Here is a 21626-nt window from a genome sequence, read left to right on the forward strand (position 1 = left end):
TTGATAACCTCCTTAAATACTATGTTTCGTCTACAATTATACTTTACCATAAATCAAGAGCCAACGACCTTAGAATGCTTAATTATCAAAATTTATAAAGGTTTTTACTAAATTTCATCAATCTTTCTTCAAATTTGACAACTACTCCTGATTTAAAACTTTGACTATCTTTACAAAAAAATTTGCATAAAAATGTGCTATTGATTATAATTTAGCTAGATGTTCATAAGGGAGTAACTTAAGATAGATGATATCTTGGCTGTATCAACAACGTTAAGTAGTTTTACTACTGGTACAGTCTGAAATAGTGAGACTTATGCCATTGAGCGCAGCTTTGTGTTGCCCAAGTGGCATGAGTCTTTTTTCTATTCGAAGTCAATCTTATAAACACGTTAAATTAAAGGGGGAAAGTGGATGTCTAGCAAAGATTTTGTTGCTTATACTAAATCAAATCAAGAGATTATAAGCGAATTAGATACCGATATTAAGAGCGGATTAAGTCAAACAGAAGTAAAAAAGCGTTTGGAGCAATACGGTGAAAACACCTTGAAAGAAGAAGAAACAAGGTCTCTTCTACAAAAATTTGTGGACCAATTTAAAGATTTTATGATCATTGTTCTGTTAGTTGCTTCTGTCATATCTGCATTTGTTGGATATATGGAGGGAGAAGGACCAACTGATTCAATTATTATTCTGATTGTTGTCCTATTAAATGCAGTGCTTGGAGTTTTCCAAGAGGCTAAGGCCGAAGATGCCATTAACGCCTTGCGTGATATGTCTTCACCTGAAGCCAACGTATTACGCGATGGAGAATATATGAAAATCAAATCAACTGAACTTGTTCCTGGCGATGTAGTTAGTTTAGAAGCTGGTGACATCGTTCCTGCGGACATACGCTTAGTTGAAACCAATTCCTTAAAAGTCGAAGAAGCGGCACTAACTGGCGAATCTGTTCCGGTTGAAAAACATGCCGAAGCGGTTATTGAAAAAGAAGCTGGGATTGGTGATCGATCCAATATGGCTTTCTCTTCAACCAATATTACCTATGGGCGCGCTTTAGGAATCGTCACTCACACAGGGATGGATACAGAAGTTGGACATATTGCAGCCATGTTGTCTTCGACGGAAAAGCAGCTCACTCCACTTCAAAAAGACCAAGAAAAATTGGGTAAAACACTTACCTATTTAATTATCGCAATCGCTATCATAACTTTTATTGTTGGTGTCTTTCTTAAAGGATTCTCGCCAATTCAAATGTTATTAGTTTCTATTTCATTGGCAGTTGCCGCTATTCCAGAAGGCTTACCTGCTATTTCAACCATTATTCTATCTTTAGGCACGCGAACCATGGCTGCCAGAAATGCCTTGGTAAGAACTCTTCCTGCTGTTGAAACTTTAGGATCAACTATGGTTATTTGTTCAGACAAAACCGGTACTTTAACACTGAATCAAATGACTGTTGAAAAGGTTTATTATGATGGTAAATTGCATTATGCTCAAGATCCACTTGATAATAATGGTAAATTTATTTGCTCTTTCGCTTTCCCTAATGACTCTAAAGTCGATGCTCAAGGAAATGTCAACGGTGACCCTACTGAAACAGCCCTCATTCAATACGCCTTAGACCATGGGATGGATCTCAAAGGACAATTAAGACAATTCCCTCGAGTAGAGGAAATTCCTTTTGATTCAGGCCGTAAATTAATGTCAACCATTCATGAGACCGATGATGGCCGTTATCTAGTCTTTGTTAAAGGAGCTCCTGATCAATTAATTAAGCGCTCAAGCTCTATTCAAAAAGCCCAAGAAGTTACTGCAATGACTGCGGCTGATCGAGAAGAAATTATAGAAGTCAATGCTAAATTAGGTCGGCAAGCATTAAGAGTTTTAGCAGGTGCCTATAAAATAATTGATGAGATTCCCGCTGAAGTTACAACGGAAACCTTAGAAAAGGACCTAGTTTTCACTGGTTTAGTCGGTATGATTGACCCAGAAAGAACAGAAGCCAAAGCTTCTATTGAAAAAGCGCGTATGGCTGGTATTCGTACTGTCATGATCACAGGAGACCACGCAATGACTGCTCAGGCCATTGCTGAACGTTTAACTATCTTAGACCCAAATGACAGCGAAAATGAACGTCACGTAATGACCGGAGCCCAATTAGATGAAATTACAGACGATCAGTTAGCTAAAGAAGTTGGAAATTACTCAGTTTATGCTAGGGTTTCACCAGAACATAAAGTGCGTATTATCCGTGCTTGGCAAGCCAATGATGCCGTTGTCTCAATGACCGGTGATGGAGTTAATGATGCGCCATCTCTTAAACAAGCAGATATTGGTGTCGGTATGGGTATCACTGGTACAGAAGTCTCTAAGGGTGCTTCAGACATGGTCTTAGCTGATGATAATTTCCAAACCATAGTTGTAGCAGTCGAAGAAGGACGAAAAGTATTTGCTAATATCCAAAAAGCTGTTCAGTTCTTACTTTCTGCTAACCTTGGAGAGGTGATCACTTTATTTACAGCCACTTTATTCGGTTGGGTGATTTTAGAACCAATTCATATCCTGTGGATTAACTTAGTAACGGATGTCTTCCCTGCTATCGCATTAGGTATGGAGAAAGCAGAGTCTGATGTAATGTCACACCGTCCACGTACTAAAAAAGATTCTTTCTTATCCTTTGGGGTGGCACCCTCTATCCTTTATCAAGGGATTCTAGAAGCTTTAATTACGCTATTCGTATATTGGTATGCTGCTGAAGGCCCAATGCAAACATCCTTAATAGGAGAGGAACGACACGTTCTTGCTGAGACTATGGCCTTCATTACACTTGGTTTAATCCAACTATTCCATTCATATAACGTCAAATCCGTTTTCGCTTCCCTATTCAGCCGTAATCCTTTTGACAACAAGTGGCTAAACTTAGCCTTCTTAGTATCCGGAGCAATGCTTTTAGGTGTTGTATTAATTCCTGGTATCAGTCAATTCTTTGATGTTCATGCTTTAACAGCTGGACAATGGGGAATTGTTGTCGCAGCCGCCCTCTCAATTGTGGTGGTGGTAGAAATTGTTAAATTTATTATGCGTTTAAGTGGGTTCGCTGACAAATATAATCAATAAGCCTATCAAAAAAGCTGGGACAAAAGGACCTCTCAGCCACCTCAATATTTACAGCGAGCCTAGATTGGAAAGTAACTTTCCAATCTAGGCTCGCTGCTTTGGGTATTTACGTAGATTATTGGCCATAAATATCCGCTCGACATCGGTCTTAGAAAAGCTATTACGACCGTTAAATATCGCTTGATGAGTGGTGTGTTTTTCTTCACGAGGAATAAAATCCTGGCAATTTTTCGGTGATACTTTTGAGACGACGGCGTTCTTTTTGCGTTCATCCGCTCCGGCAACAGTTTGCGATTCAATCGCTCAGTTAAGCGTTTCAATTTCTTCACTTAAGAGCTGCTGAATCTCAGATTGAATCTGTTTGACTACCTCATGAATCCGCCTAAACATTATGATTTTCAGGGAATAAACAATCCATTTCCAGTAGCAAGCAAGTTTGATTCATAGTATACTGTTGCTAAATAGAAAGCCCCTCCTGAATGGCTTTGTGATTACTACGATTACAGCAGGAAACGCTTTCTTTGTTTATATTGTTAAAGAAAAAGTCCGATTAACGATTATATCGTTGACCGGACTTTCTTTAATTATTCAAGGCTTTTGTCCCAGCCCCTTGTTTTATTCTCTAATTTGACCAGAACCTTCAATGAGGTATTTGTAAGTAGTCAGAGCCTCTAATCCCATAGGCCCTCTGGCATGAAGTTTTTGAGTTGAGATACCAATTTCTCCTCCGAATCCGAAGACTTCACCATCCGTAAAACGCGTCGAAGCATTTACATAAACAGCTGCCGAATCGACATCATTCATAAAATCTTGCGCCACTGAATAGTCTTGCGTAATAATAGCTTCGGAGTGTCCAGTTGAAAAACGGCTGATATGGTCAATCGCTTGGTCATAATTTTTTACAATTTTTATTGCCACTACTAAATCTAAGAACTCTGTCTCATAATCTTCCTCACTAACCTGTACGGAATATGGCAATAAGTCACGTGTTTGCTCATCTCCTAAGATTTGAACATTGGCATCAAACAAGGCATTTCCTATTTGTGGTAAGTAAGCCTTAGCGAAAGCCTCATCAACAATGATTGTCTCAACAGCATTACATACAGAAGGACGTTGTGTTTTAGCATTGACAACAATCGTCTGAGCCATTTTAAAGTCTGCTTTTTCATGTATATAAATATGGACATTGCCTACTCCCGTTTCTATAACAGGAACAGTGGCATTTTTCACCACATTTTGAATTAATCCTGCTCCTCCTCTTGGTATTAAGCAGTCAACATAATGATTCATTTGCATGAGTTGAGTAACTAACTGTCGATCAGGGTCTGTCATTAACTGAACACAGTACCTAGATAAGCCAGCCATTTCAAGGCCTGCTTGAATGGCTTCAACGATTGCTCGGTTGGTGGCGATGGCTTCTTTACCTCCTCGTAAAATAACAGCATTTCCTGCTTTTAGACATAAACCAGAAGCATTCGCTGTCACATCGGGACGTGATTCATAAATAATGCCAATTACACCTAGTGGGACAGGTCTTTGACTAATGCGCAAGCCCAATTCATTCACCCATTGCTTGCGTGTGTTAGCTAATGGATCTGCTAACTGAGCTATTTTTCGAATACCTGCTACCATTGATGCAAAACGCTTTTCATCTAGGGTTAATCGCTCGATCATGGCAGCTACCATGCCATCCGCACGCGCGTTCTCTACATCTTGAATATTTTGCTCTAAAATACTTTCTTGCTTTTCTTCTAAAGATTGAGCCATAGCTAATAAAGCTTGGTTTCTCGCTTGACTGCTTAACTTACGTAATTTTTCAAAGCTTTCTTTTGCTCTTTTTCCAATGGTTAATAATTCGATCGATGTTGCCATTTTATTTATCCCCTTTCCGATGGAAAAAAGTTCCAATACTTTTACCTTTTAGAATATCAAAAATTATCGAAGGATCGGCTCCTGAGGTAATGACTAAGGATGAATCGGTAGTAAAGATGACCTCGGCTGCATTCAATTTAGTAGCCATACCTCCAGTTGAAAATTCTGAGCCTTTTCCCATTGCCATTTGCTGAATTTCTTGTGTGATTTCAGTCACTTGATCAATTAACTGAGCATGAGGGTTTTGTTGTGGGTTTGAGTCATATAAACCATCAACATCTGAAAGAATAATTAAAAGGTCAGCATCTGTAATTTTAGCTACAATAGCAGATAAGGTGTCATTATCACCAAACTTGGTTTGATGATTTAACTCCTCAACTGCTACCGCATCGTTTTCATTAATAACGGGGACAATTTTTCGTCTTAATAAGGTATCCATGGCTACTTGAACATTTTGTAGCGATTGAGGATAATCAACTACATCTCGTGTTAAAAGAATTTGGCCGACATTCACGCCATAATATTTAAAGAAGCGAGAATAGTGTCCCATTAATAACGTCTGACCGACAGCTGAAGCTGCTTGTTGGTCTGCAATGGTAGTTGGATAGTTGGCTTCATTTAAGTCCATACTCCCTACACCAATAGCTCCCGAGGAAACAATGACAACTTCTTTACCTTCTTGGATCAAACTAGCACAGACATAAGCTAAGCGATCTAATTTAGTGAAATTAATCCCTTCATCGGACAATATTGTGTTTGTTCCTAACTTAATAATAATTCGTTTTGCATTTTTTAAATCACTACGTTTCATTCTCTACCCTCTTTTACAATTCAATAGCCTTATTATAGGAAAGTTTCATGTCTGGGTAAAGTATCCATACTATTCTCTTTGAAAAGTGAAAATCCCTTTACAATTTTAATTTCCCTTTTTAGCCGCTGATAATTCTAGCTTTGATAAATAATTTCCTAAAGCTCGATTGTAAACTCTTCGCTCTAAAATAATTGATTTTTCTTTCTGGTATTCTCTTTCCAAGAAATCATAATAAGTCCCTGGCGTTTGGATTCCAACCAAAGGGGAAAGAGCCAACCCTATTTCCTTAATAATATCATCAGAAAATAAAACACAATTTGTCCAAAAAACAAAATATGTTTGAAATTGCCCTTCTTTGAATTTATAAAATTTTGTATATTTAGTTTGACGCATCAATTTTCCTACAAAAGAATTTAGGACTGTCTTGGATTGAGGATGCCAATTAATTGTTTTTTCTTTAATGCCATTCAACTTTTCCTCTAACTGCTGGGCTTGTTGTTTAGAAAGCGCGATATCATATTCTACAATCGTCAGACGATTTTTTAATGAAAAGGATAGATATTCTGAACGATCAATTAAGGCCAAGACACCTTCTCCACTTGTATCCAACAAATTTCTAGTGTCATCATCTTGATTGCCATAAAAATAAACAGTATCTTTATATGCAATGTTCATATGACCCACCCTATCAAATGTTGATTTTCCAACAGGTATTTGGATAGTAATTAAATTGTCTTCTTGCTTTGGCAAGTCATTTTCATTAGCCAAAAGTGACGCTCTATAATCGGATTCAATATCTTGGGTCGTGTCTATCAGTATTTCATCTACTTTTCTAATTAACTTCTGAGGAAACAAAGCTGAAAAGAGCACTGGCAAGGGTAGGCGTAGACTTCTTCGCCAAATATGCTGCTTTTCAAGATCAAGTAGGTTAAAGCCCCCATCATATAGATAGCTGATTCCAAGAAAAATAAGGTAGATACCCAAACGAAGCAAAGCAGGATAACCCTGATTCATTATTAAAATACTATCAATAGCAAATATAAAATTCGCAATTGCAAAAGCTAAACGTTGATAACGCTCAAAGGCCTTATCTTTAAACATTAGGTAATAAGAAAAGAAATTTAAGAGAGCCAATAATAACTGATAAATTCCTACGCAACGCACCATCCATAAATAAAAATTGGGCGAATTAGTCAAGAGTCCGCATGCAAAAATAATCTGCCCTAGACTTATTATTGGTGGTGAAAACCTCACTTTTGATGAGTTATTAAATATATGACCCAATAGATACGCCAGAAAATCTACCCCTCCAATTATTAAGATGATTATAGCTAGACCATTTAAAAGTATATTTGCAATTTTTAGCTTAAACAGCAAGAGAGCTATGCCCAGCGCTGATAAAATTAGACCCTCTAAAATATATGAATAATTTTTCTTATTTATTATTCTCATCCCTTTTTTCTCTTTTCAATTACTTTTATATTTTAGCATAGACGCTAAATAAATTTACTTACCTTATATTGATCTCAAACATGATGGTTGCTCTTAAACTTTTGTTCTATATGTTATACTTATTTCAAAATATAAGTTAGGAGCTCAATTATGTTTAAAAACCCCTATGTGAAATATGTTTATGATGATCTTCAAGCAAAATTCAGTGAACAAGTCGAGTATCTGCAGGCAGTTAAAGCGTTTTTATCCGCCATCGAGCCCCTAGTTGAACAAGATGAAAGTCTAGAAAAAGAAGCGATACTTGAGCGTATGGTTACACCGGAAAGAATCATTAAATTCCGAGTCCCTTGGCAAGATGACCAAGGTCAAGTCCATGTAAACTGGGGGTATCGTATCCAGCATTCTTCTTTACTTGGCCCCTACAAAGGAGGCTTACGTTTTGATACACAAGTTAATGAGAGTGTAATGAAATTTTTGGCTTTCGAACAGACTTTGAAAAATGCCCTGACTGGTCTACCTATGGGAGGTGGTAAAGGAGGAAGTGATTTTTCAACACGTGGTAAATCTGATCAAGAGATTATGCGCTTTTGTCAATCCTATATGACTGAACTAGCTAAACATATTAATGAAAAAATAGATGTTCCTGCCGGTGATATCGGCGTTGGAAAGCGTGAAATTGGTTATATGTATGGCCAATATAAACGCCTTAAGGGGGTTGAGCTAGGAAGCTTGACTGGAAAACCTATCTTGGCTAATGGATCACTTGGTCGAGAAGAAGCCACTGGGTACGGTCTCATCTATTTCCTTCAAGCCATGTTAAATGAAGAGAAGGAACAAATATCACAAAAACGCTTTATGATCTCAGGGCTTGGAAATGTTGGTTTAAATGCTATCAAAAAGGTTATGCAATTAGGTGGAATGGTATTAGCTGTATCCAACAGTCAAGGATCACTTTATGATCCAAGAGGCATCAATATTAATCACTTAGAAGATATTCTTGCGCACCATAAGAAAGACCTATCTATTTACACTCAAGAGTTCCCTCATGCTTCTTATTCACAAGACTCAATCTGGTCGCGTCAAATTGCAGCAGATATTGCCCTACCTTGTGCCACACAAAATGAAATAAATGCTCATCAAGCCAGAAACTTAATCGCTAATGGTGTGCGTTTTTTAGCTGAAGGTGCCAATATGCCATGCATGTCGGAAGCTATTGAGGTGTTCAACCAGAGTAAAGATTTTATTTGGGCTCCAGCTAAAGCAGCTAATGCGGGAGGAGTGGTTGTTTCTGGTTTAGAAATGTCACAAAACGCAATGCGTCTCCAGTGGTCTTTTGAAGATGTCGATCACAAACTACAAGCAATTATGTCTGATATCTTTGCTAACTGTAAAGAAACTTGTTTAAAGTTTGATTTGGGTAAGAATTATGCAACTGCAGCAGATATAGCCTCTTATCAAAAAATTGTTCAACTCATTCAGATGCATGGCCTGATATAATTAAAAATTAAAAGTGTAGGTGAAAATTTCACCTACACTTTTAATTTTTGCTTAAGTTTTTAGACTAACCTATCTGCCTTTGTACCAAGGTCTTCCAATCTTTTTTACGATAGATATAGAAGCCCCATACTACAATCAACATATTAGAAACCAGCATAGAAATCCAAATACCTGTCGATCCTAAGTCTGTAAAGTAACGCAGGTACATGACAATTGGTACACGGATAAACCATAAACGTCCCAAGGTCATTAACATAGAATATTTGGTTTGACCACAGCCTTGGAAAAAACCATTGAGGGCAGCAAATAAACCCATAAAGAAAATAATGAAAGCTGTATAAGCTAGGTACTCTTTGGCTTGCATCCAGAGGTCGCTATCTGCTGATTCTTTAATGAAGATACTTAAAATCGGTTGTTGGAAAAGAATCATCAAAGCAGAAGAGATTACCGACATAAACAAAATGAAAATAATAGCTCGTTTAAAAATTTGATTGGCGCGAGTATAGAGTTTGGCTCCCATATTTTGACCAACGATTGAAGTAAGTGCCATCCCTACTCCCATTTGCGGTTGCATCACAATATCTGAAATACGATTAACCATAGAAAAAGCTGCCAGTGTATTTGTTCCGTATGAGGTAATCAAAGCGTTCATAACCGTAAATCCTAATGAAGACCCCCCATAACCTAAGAAAGATGGTAAAGCCAATTTCATAATATGTTGACTGGTTGGCCAATCAAAGCGAATCCCCTTCAATTGAGGTTGAATTCTAGATTGTTGGCTAACTACATAAATAGCTAGCACAATTAATACAATCTTAGATACAACAGTAGCCCAAGCAGCACCTGCTATTCCCCAACCTAAACCTGGAACATTAAGTATTGGGACTTTGTCATAAATAAATATAGGATCTAATATAATATTGATTGTCATCGAAATAGCAGAAATAGCCGTCATAATTTTGGTGTTCCCTTGAGCATTTAAGATGGCCTGGTAGGTGAAGTAAGCAAAATCAAAGGCAAGACCAATAAAACTTATTTTAAAATAAATAATTGATTTGTCTAAAAAACTTCCGCTTCCGCCCATAACTGACAGCATCCAAGGAGTTGCTAGATAACCTAAGAAAGCAAGAACAATACCCAGACTTAATGTCAACAGCAAGGTATTATCTACATATACTTGAACTCGTTCATACTGTTTGGACCCTAAAAAGTTTGATAAAAGAGCTGTGGCTGCTACTCCTATTCCCATGCCTAGTGAAATAAAAAAAAAGTTTAAAGGCCACGAAAAAGCAGAGGCTGCAAAATCCTCAGCGGAAAGTTGAGCCAAAAATAAACCGTCTGCCACAGTATAAAAGGTACGTACCAAATTATTAATCATTAAGGGGGCCGAAATTGTTAAGATAACTTTCCACATAGGGCCATGCGTTAGAAAATCCCTGTTATTAATCTTTTGCTTCAATCTTAAACACTCCTATAAGTAAAAGAGTCAATCAGCAGGGTGCTAACCGACTCCTTTGATTTATTAAACGAACCCCTAAATTCTAGCGACACCTTCTTCAACTGCACAATCTGCTACAGCCTTAGCTACAGCATCTGCCACTCCATCCGCTAGGGGTGAGACAATGATATTGTCCGGGCGTAAGTCTTCTTCAGCTACCATTTCTGCAATTGCGATAGCTGCTCTTTCCTTCATTTTATCAGTAATTTCTTTTGCACGCACTGATAAAGCTCCTTTAAATATTCCTGGAAAAGCTAAAACATTATTAATTTGATTTGGGTAATCTGATCTGCCCGTTCCAACTACTTTAGCACCTGCTGCGATTGCATCTTCAGGCATAATTTCAGGAACCGGATTTGCCATAGCAAAAATTAATGGTTCATTCATAGATTTTACCATTTCTTTACTCACAACATCTGGGGCAGAAACGCCAATTAAGACATCTGCTCCTTTCAATGCATCCGCTAGTTCACCTTGCATTTTACTAGAATTTGTCAATTTTGCAATAGCTGCTTTTGCTGGATCTAAATCTGGATTCCCATCACAAATAATCCCTTTACGATCTACCATAATGATTTCGCCAAAATTCATTTGAATTAATAATTTGGCAATGGCAATTCCTGCCGCTCCTGCACCGTTAATAACCATTTTCAATTTACCCATAGGTTTTTTGGTTAGTTTAATAGCATTAATCAAAGCTGCTGCTGTTACAATAGCTGTACCGTGTTGATCGTCGTGGAAAACAGGAATGTCAGTGCGTTCTTTTAGCTTAGCTTCAATCTCAAAACAAGTGGGTGCTGAGATATCTTCAAGATTAATCCCGCCAAAACTTTTAGAAATCATAGCGATTGTATCAACGATTTCATCAACGTTTTTGCTATCCACACATATTGGGAAAGCGTCCACATCGGCAAAGCGTTTGAATAGGGCACATTTGCCTTCCATGACTGGCATGCCAGCTGCTGGACCAATATCTCCCAAACCTAAAACCGCTGTCCCATTTGTTACAACTGCTACTAGATTGTTACGACGTGTTAATTTAAAAGATTCTTCATAATCTTTAGCTATCACACGACAAGGTTCAGCTACTCCTGGAGAGTAAGCTAAAGATAAATCTTCAGCTGTGTCGATATTCACACGACTATTTACTTCAATTTTACCAGCTACATCATAATGTAATTTTAAAGATTTTTCAAAAATATCCATTTTAACTTCCTTTCTAATTAGACCATTGTAGACGGATCAACTAAACGATCAAACTCTTCTGCTTCTAGATAGCCTAGAGCTAAGCAGGCTTCTTTAAGTGTAGTGTCTTCTTTGAAAGCTTTTTTAGCAATCTCAGCCGCTTTCTCATAACCGATATGTGTATTTAACTTAGTCACAAGCATAAGCGATTGATCAACTAGTTCTTTCATACGACCTTCATTCACTTCAATTCCTACTAAACACTTATGATCAAATGAAGCAATCGCATCAGATAACAATTGAACGGATTGAATAAAGTTATAAATCATCACTGGCATATAGACATTCAATTCAAAGTTCCCTTGTGAATTAGCCAAGCTCATTAAACTATCATTAGCCATCACTTGAGCTGCCACCATTGTTAATGCTTCACATTGAGTGGGATTCACTTTTCCAGGCATGATAGAAGAGCCCGGTTCATTGGTTGGTAAAGTAATCTCCCCAATACCACTGCGTGGTCCGGAAGCTAGCCAACGGACGTCATTAGCGATTTTCATCATATCGCTTGCCAAGGCTGCTAGTGCCCCATGTGTAAAGACTAATTCGTCTTTGCTCGCTAGAGAATGAAATTTATTTGATGAAGTAACTATTGGTAAATCCGTTATTTCAGCTAAGACTTGTGCTACTTTTTCAGCATAACCTTCTGGTGTGTTGAGGCCTGTTCCGACTGCTGTTCCCCCTAATGCCACTTCATAAAGAGGTTGTAAACTTAAGTCAATCATCCTTTTGGATTGTTTAATCGATGACAACCACCCGCTGACTTCTTGTCCAAAGGTAACGGGTGTAGCATCCTGTAAGTGGGTTCTTCCATTTTTAACAACATGGCGGTACTTTTCTTCCATCATGCTTAAAGTATCCATGATATGATCTAGTACTGGAAACAATTGCGAATGGATTTTTACTAATGCGGCCAAATGCATGGCTGTTGGAAAAACATCATTCGAAGACTGAGACTTATTAACATGATCATTTGGATGAAGTAATTGTTTACCTACAAGCTCGTTTCCACGATTGGCAACTACTTCATTGACATTCATATTAGATTGAGTGCCTGAGCCTGTTTGCCAAACAATTAATGGGAAATGTTCATCTAAATCGCCTGCTAAAATTTCGTTACAAACCTGCTGAATCAGTTCTGAGCGTTCTTGATCGAGTACGCCTAAAGCCTGGTTGGCAGTTGCGGCCGCTTTTTTAACTAAAGCAATGGCGCAAATAACATCCCGAGGCATTTTTTCACTACCAATCTCAAAATTTTGATAAGATCGCTGCGTCACTGCCCCCCAATACCTATCTGCTGGAACCTGAATTTCTCCAAGCGAATCATGCTCAATTCTAACTTTCACAAGCCTTCCTCCTTTTAAAATATATAACATTTAGCTTATATCACCAATTATACACTCTAAGTTCTAAAATGAAACCCTTTACAAAAAATATTTTACTTTTCCCTCAAAATATCTAAAAAAGCAGTGACGGCTTTTGATTGATAGCGGTCTCTCTTCCAATAGAAATTAACCGGTCGTTTAGCATTTTCACTCTCTAAACGATAGTATTTAACTTGGTCAGTATGACTAATATGTTGGATCAAGGCTTCTCCAATGAAGGAAACGGCGATACCTGATGAAGAAATATTATACGCCGTTAATTGCTGCTCTACTTCAAAAGCGATATTAGGAATAAAGTGAGCTTCTTGACAAATTGTTCTTGCTCTAGCTCCAGTATCATTGGTTACTTTCAAAAAAGCAAAGGGTGCATCCTTAAATTCCTTCAAATATTTTAGCGGGAGACTGAGAGAATCTGAAGCATGCGCTTTAATTACTTCTAGACTTAGCTGATAATCCTGTAATAAGTCATTCACTTCAAACTTTTCGGGAACCGCTAAGAGTAAAGATTCCGTTACAAACTGATAATGATCATAGTAACGACTATCTAAAAAAGTGTTATCAAGTAGTAAATCAATTTCTCCTTCGTGCAATAAAGCGATTAGTTTACTTGATGTTTCTTCAAATAAATCAATTTGAATTTCAGGATAAATCTCATTAAACTTAGCCATTAACTTGGGTAAAATCATTGAAGCAAAGAGGCTTGTTCCCCCAATAGCAATGCGTCCATACTGTAAATTATCGACCTTCGAAATATATTGCTGAAAATCTTCTTCTATTCGTTGGATTTCCTTGGCATTACGAATATACTCCACCCCAAATTCGGTTAATTTGATCGGTATAGTGGATCGATCAAAGATATCATGACCCAAACGTTTCTCAATCCGCTTAACATTTGCACTTAGTGAGGGTTGAGAGACAAATAGACGTTCTGATGCTTTTGAAAAGGATTGCTCTTCAAAAACGGTCATAACATATTCTTTTCCATGAAACATTACCGCACCCCTTTATAAAATTTATGTTATATCCAGTATAACTCAATCCATGTTGAAGTTAAAGCCCTTTCATTATATAATGAACAAGAAATACTAATACTTTAGGAGGCATTCCATGAAAAACTCTGAAAACAAGGAATTTAGAGAAGAATATGATTCGATTGGTTCTCATCAAGTGCCGGAAACTGCCTATTATGGTGTTCAGTCTATCCGAGCAAAAGAAAATTTCCCTATTACTGGACAATTACTAGATCCTATTTTTATCCAAAGCCTGGCTTATATTAAGAAAGCTTCCGCCATGACAAATGGTAAGCTGGGACTTATCAGTGAAGAAATTATGCAAGCAATCATTAAAGCTTGTGAGGAAGTTCTTACAGGTGAATTAGACCAAGAATTTATTGTAGACCCTATCCAAGGTGGCGCAGGGACTTCTATGAATATGAATATTAACGAAGTTGTTGCGAATCGCGCCAATGAAATCCTAGGCAAAGAAAAAGGTAAATATAATCCTGTTCACCCTAATGACCATGTGAATTATGGCCAATCTACCAATGATGTCATCCCAACTGCAGGTAAATTGACGATTTATCAACTATCTCAAGGCCTTCTTAAAGAAATAGAGCGTTTAGAAAAAACACTTACTAAAAAGTCCTCAGAATTTAACGATGTCATCAAAATGGGCCGTACTCAAATGCAAGATGCCATCCCAATTCGTTTAGGACAAGAATTTAAAGCCTATGCCAGCGCAGTGCGTCGCTCTCATCAAAGACTTACTCAAGTAATTGAAGAGATGTTAGTAGTAAACATGGGAGCAACTGCTATTGGGACTGGTTTGAATGCGGATGTGGAATATGTCGAACAAATTGTTCCTACTCTAGCTGAAATTACCGACCTTTCATTACAACAAAGCGAAGACTTAGTAGATGGCACACAGCACATTGATTCGTTTTCAGCTGTTTCAGGTGTTCTAAGAACATTCGCTCTTAGTCTTTCAAAAATTGCTAACGACTTACGTTTGATGTCTTCAGGACCAAAAACAGGTTTTAACGAAATTAACCTACCTAAAAAGCAAAACGGCTCTTCTATTATGCCAGGTAAGGTAAACCCTGTTATTCCTGAAGTAGTGAGTCAAATTGCTTATCGAGTTGTTGGTAATGACACTACAATCGCCATGTCAGTCGAGGCTGGACAATTGGAATTGAATGCCTTTGAACCTGTCATTTTCTATTCACTCTTTGAGTCAATTAAAATTCTTCAAAATGGCATTGCGACCTTTATTGATAATTGTATTGCCGACATCACTGCTAATCCTGAACGTTGTCAAGAACTTGTTGATCAAAGTGTCGGAACGATTACTGCCCTAGTACCTCATATTGGCTATCAGAAGGCTGCCGAAATTGCCAAACGGGCACTCAATAACAATGAACGTGTTAGAGATATCATCTTATCTGAAGAGATACTAGATGAAGAAGAATTAGAAAGTATTTTAGCTCCAGAAAAAATGACAAGTCCTGGAATTAGTCATAAATAATTTAAAAAGAGAACCACCTGAAAATTCAGGTGGTTTTTAAAATAAAAAGACTTCGCAAAATCAAATATGATTTGCAAAGTCTTATTTTTATTTAGTCATTAAAGTAAGTATTAATACCATTAATCAATCCCTCAACTAATTTAGCTTGATAAACGGAATCAGTCAGTTTTTTTCAATTCGGTAGGATTATCCATAAAGCCAAGCTCCACTAAAGCTGCAGGCATGTCTGTAGTAGGTGTCACGTGAAGGTTTTGAGGGTGTATTCCTTGACTAGCTAGCCCCCCAGTTGCAGCTACTAATGAGGAGTTCTGAATACTATCAGCTAAGCGCTTGCCTTCAACGATCTTTTCATTGGTATGATATGGTAGAGTTGAATATCTTGGGACATCTACAGAGCGATCATGATAAAGCGTGCATATTAGCTATTTTGCTTAGCCAATCGCCTCGTTTTACCGTATAAGTTTTGCTTACTGTCGGTGTGCTTGGTTTTTCTGGTGTTGGTTCAGCCGGTTTTTCTGGTGTTGGTGCTGGACTTGATGCTTCACCTTTTGCCACAATCAAAACATTGCCTGGATGAATTAAGTCACTTCTTAGATTATTCCAAGACTTCAATTGCGCAACCGTAATCCCATGCATGTCAGCTATTCTAGCTAACCAATCGCCTGAACGTACGGTGTAAGTTTTTGCATGAGATACAAATACTGCTGGTTGATTAGTAGAAACATTTTGATTAATTGTCGGACTTGTTTCTGTTTTTGTTGTAGGTGTTTCTGTTGTCTCCTCTTTAATATCTGCCTGATTTTCTACAACTGAATGAGCATTCTTCACCCATACCTTCAGTACATCTCCTGGATGGATTAGGTTGCTAGTTAAACCATTTAATTCCTTCAACTCATCCATAGTCATTCCATGATTAACCGCGATACGATAAACTCCGTCGCCGGCCTGTACCGTATAACTACCGATTGCATAATTACTTTCTTGGGCATAAACACTTGGTAAGTTATCTATTTGAGTAACTGCTACTGTAGCTAATACTGACATTGAAATAGACAATAGGCTTGTCTTGATTGCTTTGTGTCTCATTATGGATCCTCCTTTATTAATTCGGTTGACTTCACTTACAAAGTATATCATATCATTGTGTAAAAATAATGAATAATACGCATTCGTAATATTTGTAATAAAAAAGCCAGTAAAACTGGCTATAAAAATCTATTTATTCAAAAAGCTTTTGCTCTTTAATTGCATCCTCAAGCGATATGTTTTTTAATTGTTCTAATAAATCACTAAGCGTCTCCTGCGACTCACTGATCTTAGTCAAATCACTTTTTTTAATTTGGTCAGCAAATTCTAATTGATCTACGAATTCCTGATACATATCTTGAATTTTATCACGATTGGCCTCATAAGTTTGCTGGTCTTCAGGCAATGAAGCAAGATTATCAAAATGTTTTTGATACAAACTTTCCATTTGTTTATCCAAGTCTAATGTTTGCTGGTAATAGGCATAATTTTTCCAATGAGTTAATAATTCCTCTTGACTATATTCTTTAGCTTTTACTTTCTCAGGCTCTGTTAAAGAATAATCCGAAACAAACTTGGCAACTTCTTCTGTTAATTGCAATTGTCCCAACTCAAAATCTTGTTCGATTTTAGCCAATCGCTCTTGGTAGTTTCTCAAATAAACTAGGTAAGTTTGATCCACTATACTGTTTAGCTGATTTAAAGCAACCGACATATAACCGGTAAAATTCTCAACTTCCGGGTCTTCTTTCAGCAGGTCCTGATAGACTTCCGTTAAACGGAACTTTCTGTATTTTTCTTTAAAGGCTTCAATTTCATCACTTACTTCCATCTTAGCTTCAAGATAAGCCTGTGGTAAAAATTCAATAATTGCTTGATCATCTTTTTTTGATACATACTCGCTAGTTACTTCCACTGTTGTTTGGTCATCCTCAGCATCAATAGGATTGACTAGTGGCAATAGCACAACGGTTGCAATTAAACTTAATATCATTTTTTTCATTTTTTCATTCCTTCTCTCCATTATGAAGTTTCTTATTTAACAGTAAATCAATGTGTTCAATATTATCCTCAAGATAAACTGAACTAGTTGGTTGAAAGCCTAAGCCCTTGTAAAAATCGATCAAATAAGTTTGACCGGATAGCTTGATCGAAGGATAATTTTTTTGATTAAATAGAAATTCAATAGCTTTAGTCATTATTTGATAAGATAAGCCTTGATTCCGTTGATCTTCTTTCACCAAAACACGACCAATTGATGCTTCTTCAAAACTCACCCCAGGAGCTAATAATCGACAATAGGCAAATATTTCCCCATTTTCTTCAAGGAATAAATGATCAGCCTCTATATCTAAATAATCAATGTCTAAATAGGGACACTTTTGCTCAACCACAAATACTTGGCACCGTAATTGCAATATTTGATAAAGTTCGTAAGTGCTCAAGTCATTAAATTGTTTTATTTTCCATGTCATTTAAGCCCTCCTATTTTAATGGATGCGCTCTTATTAATTACTTATTGATTTTAACAATAAAATAAGAACTAAGCAATAAAGAATGCTAAGTCCTTATTTTCTCTACCTCTATTAATAGGTCTCAAAATATCGATCCAGTTCCCATTGGGAAACATTTTTTAAATAATCCTCATATTCCAATGTTTTTTCTCGAATAAAGTTACTGGCGATATGTTCACCTAAACTTTCCATTATTTCTGGACTGGTCTTCAGTGCATTCACAGCCTCTTTTAAACTAGCTGGGAGCTGATAGATCCCTTTAAGCATACGTTTTTCTTGATCCATTTCATAAATATTTTCACGTACTTCTGCTGGAGGAGTAATTTTCTCCTCAATCCCTTTTAGTCCAGCTGTTAATAGTGAAGCTAAGGCTAAATAAGGATTAGCTGAAGGATCTACACTTCTAACTTCGATACGAGTAGAATTACCACGCGCAGCTGGAATGCGAATTAATGGTGAACGGTTTTGACCAGACCAGGCAATATAAACAGGCGCTTCATAGCCACTGACTAAGCGCTTGTATGAATTAACAGTTGGATTCACAATAGCTGTGTAAGCTGATGCATACTTCATTAAACCACCAATGAAATAATAAGCTGTTTGCGAAAGCCCCTCTTTACCTTCCGGGTCATAAAAAGCATTACCATCTTCTGTAAACAAAGACAGATTAAAGTGCATACCTGAACCTGCCAAACCATAAACCGGTTTTGGCATAAAGGATGCGTGCATATTATGACGATGGGCTACTGAGCGAACAATTAATTTGAAAATTTGAATGTTATCACAAGCTGTTAAAGCATCTGAATATTTCCAATCAATTTCGTGTTGGCCAGGTCCGCATTCATGGTGACTGGCTTCAATCTCAAACCCTAAGTCTTCTAACTCTAAAACAATATCACGACGAGTATTTTCTGCTGAATCAATCGGAGCTAAGTCAAAATAGCCTCCCTTATCATTTAATTCCATGGTGGGATTCCCATTCTCATCATTTTTAAAAAGATAAAATTCTGGTTCTGGCCCCAAGTTGAATGAAGTAAAACCTAGTTTTTGCATTTTAGTAAGCACTCTTTTCAGGTTAGTTCTCGGATCACCTGAGAAGGGCTGACGATGGGCTGTTTCCACATCACAAATTAAAGAAGCAACATTACCGCTTCCTTCTTTCCAATTATAAACTAACCAAGAATCATAATCCGGTACCAAATACATATCACTTTCTTCTATCCGAACAAAACCATCAATGGAGGAACCATCAAAAGTCATATTATTATCAAGAGCTTTTTCGATTTGTGAGACTGGAATTTCTACGTTTTTAATTTTCCCCATAATATCGGTAAACATTAAACGAATGAATTGAACCTTTTGTTCCTTAATATCCTGTAAGATCGCTGCGCGTGTCCATTTGTTTTGTGACATAATTGCCTCCTAAGCTAAGAATAAGCTCATTATAGTCCTCTATTTGGGACTTGTTTCACTTTAATCTAAAGTTTCTTAAGTTGAATTTCCGAACGTTCAGAAATATAAATCCACTTATTTTTCTCCTTTCTATAAGGGGGACTTAAAATAAATGGAGTTATTACTCAAAACTTCTAAAGTATTTGGACTCGGGATAAGAAAAGACATCTTGGAGCTGTCAGAAGTTTGACACTTAGAAATCGCTTATTTTTAATGATCTTTTTAACTTCATACTTAGAGTTACTTTTATCAGCATTATGCTTAATAGGATTGAAACACAGCTCAAGATAATGATTCAATTAGCCTGTTTTTTCGCCTATAAATCATCGATCAGCTGCATAATTGATGCCATTAGATTCTCATTATCTATAAATGGAATAGCAAAATAGTTCCTAAATTACAGGATGATTTTATTTCTTTTTCTCCAGCTTAAAATTTTCAATTAAAAATACGGAGGAAAAATAGAGAATCGGTAGTATAAAATAACTAATTATTTTAAAAGTATTGTCTGAAATATATGATAAAAAAAGAAAACTAATTAGAAGAACAACTTGAAGAAGACCTAACCAGGGTTTACCTGAAATCTCTATATAATCACCCGATTTGACCTCTAGGGGATTGCTTCTCATCCCTAATTGCTTAACAACTATAGTTGAACCTTCTACTACCTCAAGAGTGATTGTCTCATTCGTATGTATTTTCCCAATTGACTTGCCATCCTGATAGACAGTTAGGGGCATTAATCCCCCCATAAAATAAGCATTTCTTGTAATCTTTACCTGCATATTATTCCTCCTCTATTTCGTTTAATTATATCACAAGCTAAAGTAAGTCTTAAAAAGGCGAAAGTATCTTTCATCAAAGATTCATCACAGCATCTCATCAAAGAATGAGAGCATCATCAAAGGAATCATCTTCTCAACTACAGCTCACCCTTCTTCCTTGCGATGAGCCACCATGTCCTTCCTTTTACGGTAGAGTCCGTCTGTCTTCAAAGTTATTAATACATTTGGTGGTAGGATAGGGCCTGTTCAATCGCTTTTAAAGCATGACGATTCATTTCAACAAAACGAGTAGCTTCTTGATAATGATAGGAAGTCCCTTCGTCTCGCAAGGCTTTAAAAGGAGTTAAAAAAGTATTTTCTGCTATCTCTTCTAAAGTCCCACAGCAGCCCGCACTTATAACTTCTTCCACCCCATAAGCAATTAAAAGTTCTAAAATAGCCGTTGCTGCTGCCGCAGCAACAAAGGCTTGGACCAGACATACTGGGATCATTCCAAAAGAGGGGACAGATCTCTGGTTTTTGCTTGGGGCTTGCTTCACAATGACTAATCTTTCCTCTTACATTATTTATAAGGTGACAGAACACCTTTTTTACTATACGCTTGATTCATTGGGTCTGCAATAGTTTTGTGGAGTTGGTCTAAGGGTTGCATATTTAAATCTTCCTAAACAATATTATTTTCAAGAAGGTACACGTCTTAATATACTAGTTAGATACAATTAAAAACTCAGCCTATAATTAGACTGAGTCGCAATTGATTATAACACCTTATCCAAGAACTTTTGGCTCTGGCTTCGGCAGGATGTTTAAAAATTAGATTGGTATCGGCATCTTCAATTACATAGCCTTCTTCCACGAAGATCACTCGGTCTGACACTTCGCGGGCAAAGCCTATCTCGTGGGTTACCACCATAGTCATTCCATCATTTGCTAAATTTGGCATAACTTCCAAAATATCGCCCACCATCTTCGAATCTTCTTTCACTGTAAACATCGAGCCTACTTCAAAATAAAGGTCTGAGAAATCAAAGGTCTCTTTTCTTTCATAGTTATACCCATAGCAGCAATCATCCCATCTGCTTGATTACTTTCTAAGGCTTGCAGGCCAGAAGAAGGCATAATTTTATAATCAATCTTGAAGCCGGCTTCATCAGCTATAGCTTCGAGAATTTCAATGTCAATTCCTTTAAGATTACCTTCATCATCGGTAAATTCAAAAGGTGCATAATCAGAAGCAGTTATAATAGAATAGGTTTCTTGGTTGGATGGCTATTTATTTTGAGCATTAACCGTAAATCCACTTATTATTACACTCATTAATAGTGTGGCTAAAACCGGCCACTTTTTTATCAGTGGTTGAACAATTTTTTCACATTATCACTTCTTATCCTATAATTACATAGTGAATCTTAATCAGCATCAAAAGTTTTGCATTATTATGTCATAACA

The 21626-nt window shown here is 37.1% G+C and carries 19 protein-coding genes; 3 read left to right on the forward strand and 16 right to left on the reverse strand.

The annotated features are described in order from the left end of the window. The first annotated feature begins 414 nt into the window (after nt 1–414). Entirely contained in the window at nt 415–3120 is a 2706-nt protein-coding gene (locus tag ACQV2P_RS01355; protein ID WP_428894522.1) for a cation-translocating P-type ATPase, read from the forward strand. Between the two features lie 615 nt (nt 3121–3735). On the opposite strand, the gene ACQV2P_RS01360 is transcribed toward ACQV2P_RS01355, so the two are convergent. The 3 genes from ACQV2P_RS01360 to ACQV2P_RS01370 all read right to left on the reverse strand — a co-directional run bounded on the left by ACQV2P_RS01360 (nt 3736) and on the right by ACQV2P_RS01370 (nt 6937). Further along, nucleotides 3736–4992, reverse strand: coding sequence for a glutamate-5-semialdehyde dehydrogenase (locus ACQV2P_RS01360; RefSeq protein ID WP_428891812.1), 1257 nt, complete (start codon nt 4990–4992; stop codon nt 3736–3738). A 1-nt stretch (nt 4993) separates the two neighbouring features. Then, a complete protein-coding gene (gene proB / locus ACQV2P_RS01365; RefSeq protein ID WP_428874477.1) occupies nt 4994–5803 on the reverse strand; it encodes a glutamate 5-kinase in 810 nt (269 codons plus the stop codon). Nucleotides 5804–5908: 105 nt separating this feature from the next. Continuing rightward, on the reverse strand, nt 5909–6937 hold the full coding sequence (locus tag ACQV2P_RS01370) for a DUF308 domain-containing protein (RefSeq protein WP_428875010.1): 1029 nt from the start codon (nt 6935–6937) through the stop codon (nt 5909–5911). Nucleotides 6938–7405: 468 nt separating this feature from the next. Here ACQV2P_RS01370 and gdhA point away from each other — a divergent pair, with 468 nt between their 5' ends. Further along, nucleotides 7406–8752: an NADP-specific glutamate dehydrogenase gene (gdhA, locus tag ACQV2P_RS01375; protein WP_428874475.1), complete on the forward strand. Its 1347-nt coding sequence runs from the start codon at nt 7406–7408 to the stop codon at nt 8750–8752. Nucleotides 8753–8816: 64 nt separating this feature from the next. Here gdhA and ACQV2P_RS01380 read toward each other — a convergent pair whose 3' ends face one another. The 4 genes from ACQV2P_RS01380 to ACQV2P_RS01395 form a co-directional block, all read right to left on the reverse strand. Next, nucleotides 8817–10211, reverse strand: coding sequence for an MATE family efflux transporter (locus tag ACQV2P_RS01380; protein ID WP_428882332.1), 1395 nt, complete (start codon nt 10209–10211; stop codon nt 8817–8819). A 75-nt stretch (nt 10212–10286) separates the two neighbouring features. Beyond that, nucleotides 10287–11456, reverse strand: coding sequence for an NAD(P)-dependent malic enzyme (locus ACQV2P_RS01385; protein ID WP_428874473.1), 1170 nt, complete (start codon nt 11454–11456; stop codon nt 10287–10289). Nucleotides 11457–11473: 17 nt separating this feature from the next. Beyond that, nucleotides 11474–12838, reverse strand: coding sequence for a class II fumarate hydratase (gene fumC / locus ACQV2P_RS01390; protein ID WP_428874472.1), 1365 nt, complete (start codon nt 12836–12838; stop codon nt 11474–11476). Between the two features lie 92 nt (nt 12839–12930). Next, nucleotides 12931–13869, reverse strand: a complete 939-nt coding sequence (locus ACQV2P_RS01395) for a LysR family transcriptional regulator (protein WP_428874471.1) — start codon at nt 13867–13869, stop codon at nt 12931–12933. A gap of 115 nt (nt 13870–13984) precedes the next feature. On the opposite strand from ACQV2P_RS01395, the gene ACQV2P_RS01400 reads away from it, so the two are divergent. After that, complete coding sequence (locus tag ACQV2P_RS01400) at nt 13985–15400, forward strand: aspartate ammonia-lyase (protein WP_428874470.1); 1416 nt, start codon at nt 13985–13987, stop codon at nt 15398–15400. A gap of 158 nt (nt 15401–15558) precedes the next feature. Here ACQV2P_RS01400 and ACQV2P_RS01405 read toward each other — a convergent pair whose 3' ends face one another. The 9 genes from ACQV2P_RS01405 to ACQV2P_RS01445 form a co-directional block, all read right to left on the reverse strand. Then, nucleotides 15559–15819, reverse strand: coding sequence for an N-acetylmuramoyl-L-alanine amidase family protein (locus tag ACQV2P_RS01405; RefSeq protein ID WP_428894544.1), 261 nt, complete (start codon nt 15817–15819; stop codon nt 15559–15561). Continuing rightward, nucleotides 15800–16486 (reverse strand): LysM peptidoglycan-binding domain-containing protein, encoded by a 687-nt coding sequence (locus ACQV2P_RS01410; RefSeq protein WP_428894523.1) that lies wholly within the window; start codon nt 16484–16486, stop codon nt 15800–15802. Before ACQV2P_RS01410 ends, ACQV2P_RS01405 begins: the two co-directional genes overlap by 20 nt. A gap of 133 nt (nt 16487–16619) precedes the next feature. Then, nucleotides 16620–17429, reverse strand: a complete 810-nt coding sequence (locus tag ACQV2P_RS01415) for a hypothetical protein (RefSeq protein WP_428874118.1) — start codon at nt 17427–17429, stop codon at nt 16620–16622. A gap of 4 nt (nt 17430–17433) precedes the next feature. Further along, on the reverse strand, nt 17434–17901 hold the full coding sequence (locus tag ACQV2P_RS01420; RefSeq protein ID WP_428874117.1) for a GNAT family N-acetyltransferase: 468 nt from the start codon (nt 17899–17901) through the stop codon (nt 17434–17436). 111 nt (nt 17902–18012) lie between these two features. Further along, a complete protein-coding gene (gene glnA / locus ACQV2P_RS01425) occupies nt 18013–19353 on the reverse strand; it encodes a type I glutamate--ammonia ligase (RefSeq protein WP_428874116.1) in 1341 nt (446 codons plus the stop codon). A 449-nt stretch (nt 19354–19802) separates the two neighbouring features. Next, nucleotides 19803–20177 carry a hypothetical protein gene (locus tag ACQV2P_RS01430; RefSeq protein WP_428874115.1) on the reverse strand — a complete coding sequence of 125 codons (375 nt, stop codon included), beginning with the start codon at nt 20175–20177 and terminating at the stop codon, nt 19803–19805. Nucleotides 20178–20392: 215 nt separating this feature from the next. Further along, nucleotides 20393–20716, reverse strand: coding sequence for a hypothetical protein (locus ACQV2P_RS01435; protein ID WP_428894524.1), 324 nt, complete (start codon nt 20714–20716; stop codon nt 20393–20395). Between the two features lie 188 nt (nt 20717–20904). Continuing rightward, nucleotides 20905–21171, reverse strand: coding sequence for a hypothetical protein (locus tag ACQV2P_RS01440; protein WP_428893439.1), 267 nt, complete (start codon nt 21169–21171; stop codon nt 20905–20907). A gap of 5 nt (nt 21172–21176) precedes the next feature. Further along, complete coding sequence (locus ACQV2P_RS01445; RefSeq protein WP_428882467.1) at nt 21177–21422, reverse strand: transporter substrate-binding domain-containing protein; 246 nt, start codon at nt 21420–21422, stop codon at nt 21177–21179. Nucleotides 21423–21626: the final 204 nt, after the last annotated feature.

It is taken from the genome of Facklamia sp. P12932 (assembly GCF_050409545.1).
Lineage (GTDB): Bacteria > Bacillota > Bacilli > Lactobacillales > Aerococcaceae > Facklamia.